Annotated in this window: 9 protein-coding genes and 1 pseudogene; 3 read left to right on the top strand and 7 right to left on the bottom strand. The window is 60.7% G+C overall.

Annotated elements, in window-relative coordinates; genetic code table 11:
• The coding region (cadR, locus tag D8V06_RS09925) for a Cd(II)/Pb(II)-responsive transcriptional regulator (RefSeq protein WP_130930887.1) at nucleotides 1–393 on the top strand (393 nt) is incomplete at its 5' end.
• A 136-nt stretch (nucleotides 394–529) separates the two neighbouring features.
• Here cadR and D8V06_RS09920 read toward each other — a convergent pair.
• The 3 genes from D8V06_RS09920 to D8V06_RS09910 form a co-directional block, all read right to left on the bottom strand.
• Nucleotides 530–1,501: a thymidylate synthase gene (locus D8V06_RS09920; RefSeq protein WP_130930886.1), complete on the bottom strand. Its 972-nt coding sequence runs from the start codon at nucleotides 1,499–1,501 to the stop codon at nucleotides 530–532.
• 48 nt (nucleotides 1,502–1,549) lie between these two features.
• Nucleotides 1,550–2,356, bottom strand: coding sequence for a prolipoprotein diacylglyceryl transferase (gene lgt / locus D8V06_RS09915; protein WP_056854024.1), 807 nt, complete (start codon nucleotides 2,354–2,356; stop codon nucleotides 1,550–1,552).
• A gap of 76 nt (nucleotides 2,357–2,432) precedes the next feature.
• Complete coding sequence (locus tag D8V06_RS09910; protein ID WP_056854025.1) at nucleotides 2,433–3,215, bottom strand: sulfite exporter TauE/SafE family protein; 783 nt, start codon at nucleotides 3,213–3,215, stop codon at nucleotides 2,433–2,435.
• 132 nt (nucleotides 3,216–3,347) lie between these two features.
• Between D8V06_RS09910 and D8V06_RS09905 the strand changes: the two genes are divergently transcribed.
• Nucleotides 3,348–4,094 carry an NRDE family protein gene (locus D8V06_RS09905; RefSeq protein WP_056854026.1) on the top strand — a complete coding sequence of 249 codons (747 nt, stop codon included), beginning with the start codon at nucleotides 3,348–3,350 and terminating at the stop codon, nucleotides 4,092–4,094.
• Nucleotides 4,095–4,254: 160 nt separating this feature from the next.
• Here D8V06_RS09905 and ptsP read toward each other — a convergent pair whose 3' ends face one another.
• Together ptsP and D8V06_RS09895 are read right to left on the bottom strand one after the other, a co-directional pair.
• Nucleotides 4,255–6,534 (bottom strand): phosphoenolpyruvate--protein phosphotransferase, encoded by a 2,280-nt coding sequence (ptsP, locus tag D8V06_RS09900; RefSeq protein ID WP_056854027.1) that lies wholly within the window; start codon nucleotides 6,532–6,534, stop codon nucleotides 4,255–4,257.
• Nucleotides 6,535–6,556: 22 nt separating this feature from the next.
• The gene (locus D8V06_RS09895) at nucleotides 6,557–7,036 is read right to left on the bottom strand and encodes an RNA pyrophosphohydrolase (RefSeq protein WP_028623697.1); all 480 of its coding nucleotides are present in this window, start codon (nucleotides 7,034–7,036) and stop codon (nucleotides 6,557–6,559) included.
• Nucleotides 7,037–7,179: 143 nt separating this feature from the next.
• Between D8V06_RS09895 and D8V06_RS09890 the strand changes: the two genes are divergently transcribed.
• Nucleotides 7,180–7,836: an HAD family hydrolase gene (locus D8V06_RS09890; protein WP_056854028.1), complete on the top strand. Its 657-nt coding sequence runs from the start codon at nucleotides 7,180–7,182 to the stop codon at nucleotides 7,834–7,836.
• A gap of 120 nt (nucleotides 7,837–7,956) precedes the next feature.
• On the opposite strand, the gene D8V06_RS09885 is transcribed toward D8V06_RS09890, so the two are convergent.
• Together D8V06_RS09885 and D8V06_RS09880 are read right to left on the bottom strand one after the other, a co-directional pair.
• Nucleotides 7,957–8,382, bottom strand: a complete 426-nt coding sequence (locus tag D8V06_RS09885) for a DUF2269 family protein (protein ID WP_130930885.1) — start codon at nucleotides 8,380–8,382, stop codon at nucleotides 7,957–7,959.
• Between the two features lie 39 nt (nucleotides 8,383–8,421).
• Nucleotides 8,422–8,735 (bottom strand): annotated as a pseudogene (locus D8V06_RS09880) (threonine ammonia-lyase, biosynthetic); the annotation flags it as partial.

Below are 8,735 nucleotides of genomic sequence, written 5' to 3'. Positions count from 1 at the left end.
TACGAGCGCGAAAACCTGCTGCCGGAACCGGCCCGCAGCGACGGCAACTACCGCGTCTACACTCAGGCCCACGCCGAACGCCTGACCTTCATCCGCAATTGCCGCACCCTCGACATGACCCTCGAAGAGATCCGCAGCCTGCTGGCCTTTCGTGACAGTCCGCAGGACCAGTGCGAAAGCGTCAACGCGCTGATCGACGAGCATATCCACCACGTGAAGGCACGGATCGACGGTTTGCTGGCGTTGCAGGCGCAACTGCTCGACCTGCGTCAACGTTGTGGCGAAGGGCCGGAGGTCGATCAATGCGGGATCTTGCAGCGATTGGAAGTCAGTGGCGGGGTCGTGGCGACGGAAGTGGAACACTCCCACGTGGGCCGCAGTCACGGCCATTGAGCCCCGCTGATCGTTCCCACGCTCTGCGTGGGAATGCCGCCATGGACGCTCCGCGTCCACTGTGACGCAGAGCGTCACGGGATGCGTTCCCACGCAGAGCGTGGGAACAATCAACGACGATCAAGCCGTGCCTGAATCAGACCGCCATCGGCGCGGTCATTGGCGCGTGGTGCTCGTAGCCTTCCAGCGAAAAATCGCTCGGTTCCACCAGCTCCAGCCACTGCGGCTGATACACACCGGTCTTGGCAAATTCCGGCACACGATCACTGATCACCAGTTTCGGCATCGGGAACGGCTCGCGCTTGAGCTGTTCGTTGAGCATGTCCAGGTGATTTTCGTAGACGTGGGCGTCGCCGATGAAATAGGTGAACCAGCGCGGCGTGTAACCGGTCAGGCGACCGATCAGGCTCAGCAGCGCGGCGCCTTCGGTGAGGTTGAACGGCGTGCCCAGGCCCAGGTCGTTGGAGCGGATGTAGAGGGTCAGAGAAATCTCTTTGGTCTCGACATTCGGGTGGAACTGGTAAAGCAGGTGGCACGGCGGCAACGCCATTTCATCCAGCTGGGCGCAATTCCAGCCGTGGAACAGAATCCGGCGGCTGCCCGGGTCCTTGATGATGGTGTCGATGCACTGACGAACCTGATCGATGGCTTTGTACAGCACCACGTAGGCCTGGCCATTCTCTTCACCTTCGGCGATCTGGCGGTAACCCTGGCTCAGGGTCTGCTCGATCGCGGCAGGATTGCTGAGCGGGATCTGCTTGTACGCCGGCCATTTACGCCATTGCACGCCATAAATTTCACCAAGATCGTCTTCACCCTGGCGGAACGGGTTGGCCAGCCACTGGGCGTTTTCGTTGGCATTCTGATCCCAGACCTTGCAGCCCAGGGCACGGAATTCAGCGGCGTTGTTCACCCCGCGCAGAAAACCGCACATCTCGCCAATGGCGGACTTGAATGCCATCTTGCGCGTGGTGATCGCCGGGAAGCCTTCCTGCAAGTCATAACGCAGCATGGCACCTGGAAAACTGATGGTGTTCACGCCGGTACGGTTGGCCTGTTTGGTGCCGTTCTTGATGACGTGGGCGACCAGTTCGAGATATTGCTTCATGAATTACCTGTGTCCTTGAAGCCGGGGCCGAAGCCCCGGCATTCGAATTTATACCGCTGCTGCTGGTGTCGCCGGGGCGCGGTGATACGCCAGCCAGATCAGGAACAGCCCGCCGAGGATCATCGGCACGCACAGCACCTGCCCCATGGTCAGCCAGTTCCAGGCCAGATAGCCCAGTTGCGCGTCCGGCACGCGGACGAATTCGACGATGAAACGGAAGATCCCGTAGAACAGCGCGAACATGCCCGATACCGCCATGGTCGGCCGCGGCTTGCGCGAGAACAGCCACAGGATCAGGAACAGTGCCACGCCTTCGAGTGCGAACTGGTACAGCTGCGACGGGTGGCGCGCCAGTTGCGCCGGGTCGGTCGGGAAGACCATGGCCCACGGAACGTCGGTCGCCTTGCCCCACAACTCGGCGTTGATGAAGTTGCCGATGCGTCCGGCACCCAGGCCAATCGGCACCATCGGCGCAACGAAGTCCATCAACTGGAAGAACGACTTGTTGTTCTTTTTACCGAACCACAACGCCGCCAGCATCACGCCGATGAAACCACCGTGGAACGACATGCCGCCCTTCCACACTTCGAAGATCAGCGTCGGGTTGGCCAGATAGGCGCCCAGATCGTAGAACAGCACATAACCCAGGCGCCCGCCGACAATCACCCCCATCGACATCCAGAACACCATGTCGGAGAGTTTTTCCTTGGTCCAGGTCGGGTCGAAGCGGTTCAACCGGCGCGACGCCAGCCACCAGGCGCCACCGATGCCGATCAGGTACATCAGACCGTACCAATGAATTTTCAGCGGACCGATGGCCAGGGCCACCGGGTCGATCTGCGGGTAAGGCAGCATTGCGACTCCTCATGAGTTCAAATCAATTCCCGGGCGACGCTGCCACCTCAGGATTAAGCCAGGATTGTGCCGGGCGTCAGAGCAGGAAACTCAAACCAACGCAGAACAGCAAAGCGGCAAACAGTCTTTTCAGCAACTTCGGCGACAGCCTGTGGGCCAGTCGCGCGCCGAGACGGGCGAAGACCATGCTGGTCAGGGCAATGCCCAGCAGCGCCGGTAAATAAATAAAACCCAGACTATGAGCCGGTAACAGCGGATCGTGCCAGCCCAGAATCATGAAACTTAATGCACTTGCCAAAGCGATTGGCAGGCCACAGGCCGACGACGTGGCAACGGCTTGCTGCATCGGCACGCTGCGCCAGGTCAAAAACGGCACGGTCAATGAGCCGCCGCCAATGCCGAAAATCGCCGAGGCCCAACCGATCACGCTACCGGCCACGGTCAGACCGAGTTTACCCGGCACCGTGCGGCTGGCCTTGGGTTTGACGTCCAGCGCCAGTTGCGCGGCAATCACCAGGGCAAAAACACCGATGATTTTTTGCAGGTTGGGTCCGGAGATCGCTTCGGCGGTCAGCGCGCCGAAACCGGCGCCGATCAGGATGCCGACGGTCATCCAGACGAAAATTGGCCAGCGCACGGCCCCGCGGCGGTGATGCTCACGCACCGCATTCACCGAGGTGAAGATGATCGTCGCCAGCGAAGTCCCCACGGCGAGGTGGGTCAGAATCGATGCGTCGAATCCCTGCAAGGTAAAACTGAACACCAGCACCGGGACAATGATGATGCCGCCGCCCACGCCGAACAATCCGGCCAACACCCCGGCACAGGCGCCGAGCGCCAGATAGAGCAGAAATTCCATGTCGCTTCCCCACCCAACCCCAAAACCGGAGCGGCATGGTAACGGATGCATGGCATCGGGCTCCACTGGATGGCGATGGATACCCGCACGTCGACTGCGTAGAGTGGGCAAAAAACACACAAGGATCACCTTATGTGCCTGATTGTTTTTGCCTGGCGGCCGGACCATGCCCAGCCGCTGATCGTGGCGGCCAACCGCGACGAATTCTACGCCCGTCCCAGCCTGCCGCTGGCGCAATGGCCTGAAGCGCCCCATGTCTACGCCGGCCGCGACCTGGAGGCTGGCGGCACGTGGCTCGGTGTTGGCGCCAACGGCCGCTTTGCGGCGCTGACCAATATTCGCGATCCGCATCGGCCACCGGGGCGCAAATCCCGGGGCGAGTTGGTGGCGGGATTTCTCAGCGGTGACGTTTCGATTGATGACTATTTGACCGACGTTGTCGCACGTTCGCCGGAATATGGCGGGTTCAACCTGCTGGTCGGCAACAAAAATGAACTGTGGCACTTCAATGCCCGGGCAACGGAAGCCGTGATGCTGCCGCCTGGGGTTTATGGCCTGTCGAATGCCGGGCTGGATACGCCGTGGCCGAAATTGCTTCGGGCCAAGGCAGCGCTGAGTCAAGTGCTGGACGAGCCACAACCGGAGGCACTGCTGGCGCTATTGAGCGATGCGCAGACCGCTCCGTTTAACGAATTGCCGGATACTGGGGTCGGATTGGCGACCGAGACGTTGTTGTCGAGTGTATTTATTGCCAGCCAGAGTTATGGAACACGGGCGAGTACGGCGCTGATCGTGCAGGCGGATGGGTCGCGGCATATGGTCGAAAGGAGTTTCGGGCCATTTGGCGGGCATCTGGGGGAGGTAGAGGTCAGGGTTTGAAGCTCGGGCGATTAATTGCAGCGAGGGAGCTTGCTCCCGCTGGAGTGCGAAGCGCTCCCGATCCGGCCAATGCGTTCTTTCAGAAAAATCGCATCGGCCGGATTACGACTGCTTCGCAGCCGAACGGGAGCAAGCTCCCTCGCCACAGGCCATCAGCCTTTTACAGGGCTTTGACCGCCGCAGGATTGATCATCCGCGCCAACCCGAGGTTCTTCAGCGCCAGTTGCAATGAGCTGTGGATAACTTGCGGGTTATCGATGGTCATCAATTCGGCGAGCAATTCCTTGGCCTTGCTCAGGTTGATCTGACGCAGCATCCACTTCACCTTCGGCAGGTTGGTGGCGTTCATCGACAGGCTGTCGAAACCCATCGCCATCAACAGCACCGCCGCCGCCGGATCACCGGCCATCTCGCCGCAGATACTCACCGGCTTCCCTTCGGCATGGGCGTCACGCACCACGTTTTGCAGGGCTTGCAGCACGGCCGGGTGCAAGTAGTCGTAGAGATCGGCGACCCGCGGGTTGTTGCGGTCCACGGCCAACAGGTACTGAGTCAGGTCGTTGGAACCGACCGACAGAAAGTCCACCTGCCGCGCCAATTCCCGGGTCTGGTACACCGCCGCCGGAATTTCAATCATCACCCCCACCGGCGGCATCGGCACGTCGGTGCCTTCGTCGCGCACTTCACCCCAGGCCCGGTGGATCAGGTGCAGGGCTTCTTCGAGTTCGTGGGTACCGGAGATCATCGGCAGCAGAATGCGCAGGTTGTTCAAGCCTTCACTGGCCTTGAGCATGGCGCGGGTCTGCACCAGGAAGATTTCCGGGTGATCGAGGGTGACGCGAATTCCGCGCCAGCCGAGGAACGGGTTGTCTTCCTTGATCGGGAAGTACGACAGCGCCTTGTCACCGCCAATGTCCAGGCTGCGCATGGTCACCGGTTGCGGATGGAACGCGGCGAGTTGCTCGCGATAGATCGCCAGTTGTTCCTTTTCGCTGGGGAAGCGCTGGTTGATCATGAACGGCACTTCGGTGCGGTACAAGCCAACGCCTTCGGCACCGCGTTTCTGTGCGCGCGCCACGTCCGCCAACAGGCCGGTGTTGACCCACAACGGCATGCGATGACCATCGACCGTGACGCACGGCAAATCACGCAATGCATCGAGGCCCAGGGCCAGCTGTTTCTCTTCCTCCACCACTTCGGCGAACTGCTTGCGCAGCACGTCGCTGGGGTTGGTGTAGACCTCGCCGCGGTGACCGTCGACGATCATGCCGATGCCGTCGACCTTGGAATACGGCAGGTCGACCAGGCCCATCACCGTCGGAATGCCCATGGCCCGAGCAAGAATCGCGACGTGGGAGTTGCCCGAACCGAGTACCGATACCAGACCCACCAATTTGTCTTCAGGCACCTCGCCGAGCATTGCCGGCGTCAGTTCCTCGCTGACCAGAATGGTGTTGTCGGGGTAGACCAGGGTTTGCTGGCGCTCTTCCTGCAAATAGGCGAGCAGGCGGCGACCAAGGTCCTTGACGTCCGATGCGCGCTCACGCAGGTAGGCATCGTCCATCAGTTCGAAGCGGTTGACGTGATCGGTGACCACCTGACGCAAGGCGCCCTGGGCCCACTGACCGGTCTTGATCACCGTGGTGACTTCGCTGCCCAGCGCGGCATCGTCGAGCATCATCAGGTAGACGTCGAACAACGCTCGCTCTTCCGGGCGCAACTGCGTGGCCAGCTTGGCCGACAAGGCGCGCATGTCGGCGCGCACGCCTTCGATGGCGGTCTTGAACAGCCCGAGTTCAGCTTCGATATCGGTGATGGTCTTGTCGGGCACCACGTCCAGGTCGGCCGGTGGCAACATGACCACCGCCGTACCGACCGCCGCCCCCGGCGAACCCGGGACGCCGACGAACTTGGCTTCCTGGATGCCCTTGCCCTGACGGCCCAGGCCACGGATCGAACCGGTCGCCTCGGCGTGAGCGATAACGCCGGCAAGCTGCGCGCTCATGGTCACGAGGAAGGCTTCTTCACCTTCGTCGAACTGGCGGCGTTCTTTTTGCTGGATGACCAACACGCCGACGACACGGCGGTGGTGAATGATCGGCGCCCCGAGGAACGAGGCGTAGCGCTCTTCACCGGTCTCGGCGAAGTAGCGGTAGCGCGGGTGATCCGCGGCATTTTCGAGGTTCAGGGGTTCTTCACGCGTGCCGACCAGGCCGACCAGACCTTCATTGGGCGCCATGCTGACTTTGCCGATCGAGCGCTTGTTCAAGCCCTCGGTGGCCATCAGCACGAAACGGTTGGTCTCTGGATCAAGCAGGTAGACCGAGCAGACCTGGCTGCCCATGGCCTCTTTGACGCGCAACACAATAATCCCCAACGCCGCCTTGAGATCCTTGGCGGAGTTAACTTCCTGGACGATCTTGCGCAGCGTATTGAGCATGGCTCGGGGTCGAACTCCGTCGTCAGTCGCGCGATAAAAGGCGCGGGGCAAGCTCTTTGAGAGCGCGTCGGTACACCTCGCGCTTGAATGTCACCACCTGGCCCAACGGATACCAATAGCTGACCCAACGCCAGCCATCGAACTCCGGTTTACCGGTCAAATCCATCCGCACCCGCTGCTCGTTGGAGATCAGGCGCAGGAGAAACCACTTCTGTTTCTGGCCGATGCACAGCGGCTGGCTGTGCGTCCTGACCAGACGTTGCGGCAAACGATAGCGCAACCAGCCCCGGGTGCAGGCGAGTATTTCAACATCTTCGCGCTCCAGCCCCACTTCTTCGTTCAGCTCGCGGTACAAGGCGTCTTCCGGCGTCTCCTGGGGGTTGATCCCGCCTTGAGGAAACTGCCAGGCATCTTGATTGATTCGGCGAGCCCATAGCACCTGGCCGGCATCATTCGTCAGAATGATCCCGACATTAGGACGGAAACCATCGGGGTCGATCACGGCAACAACCTCGCAAACGCATGTCGCCGCATTGTTCCACAAAGGTTGTGAAGGCAGCAACGCGCCGGCCTACCTTATGTGCACTCTTGTGAAAAGTACGTATTCTGGTGACCTTTCTACAGACTTTTCAGCGAGTAACTGCAATGCGGCTGGCTTTATTCGACTTGGACAACACGCTTCTGGGCGGCGACAGCGACCACGCCTGGGGCGATTACCTGTGTGAGCGAGGCTTCCTCGACCCCATCGCCTACAAGGCTCGAAACGACGAGTTCTATCAGGATTACCTGGCCGGCAAGCTGGACAACGATGCGTACCTGAACTTTTGCCTGGAGATTCTCGGCCGCACGGAAATGGACGTGCTTGCCCTTTGGCACAGCGACTACATGCGCGACTGCATCGAGCCGCTGATGCTGCCCAAGGCTATCGAGCTGCTTGCAAAACACCGCGCCGCCGGCGACAAGCTGGTGATCATCACCGCCACCAACCGCTTCGTCACAGGGCCTATCGCCGAGCGTCTTGGCGTCGAAACCCTGATCGCCACCGAATGCGAAATGCTTGATGGTCGCTACACCGGGCGCAGCACCGATGTGCCGTGCTTTCGCGAAGGCAAGGTGACGCGGTTGAATCGTTGGCTGGAAGAGACTGGGCATTCGTTGGAGGACAGCTATTTCTACAGCGACTCGATGAATGATTTGGCGCTGCTGGAGCAAGTGGCCAACCCGATCGCTGTCGATCCGGACCCGAATTTGCGCGCTGAAGCCGAGAAGCGTGGCTGGCCGGTGATTACGCTGCGCGACTGATATCGCCATCGCTGGCAAGCCAGCTCCCACAGGTTTTTCGGGTGTTCACACAATTGGTGCTCACTGAAAATCCTTGTGGGAGCTGGCTTGCCAGCGATTGGGCCAACGCAGTTTCATTGATTAAACCGGCTTGGCGCCCATCAATCCGGCAATGGCGATAAAGCAGACAAAGCTGAACAACGCCAGGGCAAAGGTGAATCTGCCCACTCCACCCGGCGCCTTGCGCAGCTTGTTCAGCCGCACCAGCAGCCAGAACCACGCCAGCGCCGCTAAGGTATACAGCACACTCGACACCAGCAGCCAGGTCTGCCCCAGCGGCCAGCCCACCAGGTGCACCATCCACCAGCCGGTAAACGGCATGCTCAGCAATGCCAGCCCCATCAGCAGCCAGATAAACACTCGCGGCCTTTGCAGAGTGCGGCTGCCCGCCGTCGCATCGCCATTACGTCGAGTACGCCAGACCCAGATCCCCAGGCCCAACGCACTCAGCAGCAGCACGAGCGTTGCCACCGTGTGCGCCATTTTCAGCGCCGTTAATGTTTCCATGGTTCGATGTCCTTATGCATTGCCCATCAGCGTAGCCGTTCAGCCAAGAAACAGCTGATAGGCCGGGTTGTCGCTTTCATCCCAGTATGGGTAACCGATTTCTTCCAGCGCCGCCGGCACCAGGTGACGCTCATCGTGAGGCACTTGCAGGCCCGCGACCACACGGCCATCCGCCGCGCCATGGTTGCGGTAATGGAACATCGAGATATTCCAGCGCCCGCCGAGTTTGTTGAGGAAGTTGAACAAGGCACCCGGACGCTCCGGGAATTCGAAGCGCAGGATCACTTCGTCAACCACATGCGCCGCGCGGCCACCGACCATGTGCCGGATGTGCAATTTGGCCAGTTCGTTGT

Origin of the sequence: Pseudomonas sp. Sample_24, from assembly GCF_004307605.1 — a bacterium.
GTDB lineage: Bacteria > Pseudomonadota > Gammaproteobacteria > Pseudomonadales > Pseudomonadaceae > Aquipseudomonas.
This window is presented reverse-complemented; position numbering and strand designations above follow the sequence as displayed.

Excerpts from the sequence above, each read along its gene's own strand:
- D8V06_RS09920 (WP_130930886.1), bottom strand. The coding sequence starts at position 1,501 with ATGAAGCAATATCTCGAACTGGTCGCCCACGTCATCAAGAACGGCACC.
- lgt (WP_056854024.1), bottom strand. The coding sequence starts at position 2,356 with ATGCTGCCTTACCCGCAGATCGACCCGGTGGCCCTGGCCATCGGTCCG.
- D8V06_RS09910 (WP_056854025.1), bottom strand. The coding sequence starts at position 3,215 with ATGGAATTTCTGCTCTATCTGGCGCTCGGCGCCTGTGCCGGGGTGTTG.
- D8V06_RS09905 (WP_056854026.1), top strand. The coding sequence starts at position 3,348 with ATGTGCCTGATTGTTTTTGCCTGGCGGCCGGACCATGCCCAGCCGCTG.
- ptsP (WP_056854027.1), bottom strand. The coding sequence starts at position 6,534 with ATGCTCAATACGCTGCGCAAGATCGTCCAGGAAGTTAACTCCGCCAAG.
- D8V06_RS09890 (WP_056854028.1), top strand. The coding sequence starts at position 7,180 with ATGCGGCTGGCTTTATTCGACTTGGACAACACGCTTCTGGGCGGCGAC.
- D8V06_RS09885 (WP_130930885.1), bottom strand. The coding sequence starts at position 8,382 with ATGGAAACATTAACGGCGCTGAAAATGGCGCACACGGTGGCAACGCTC.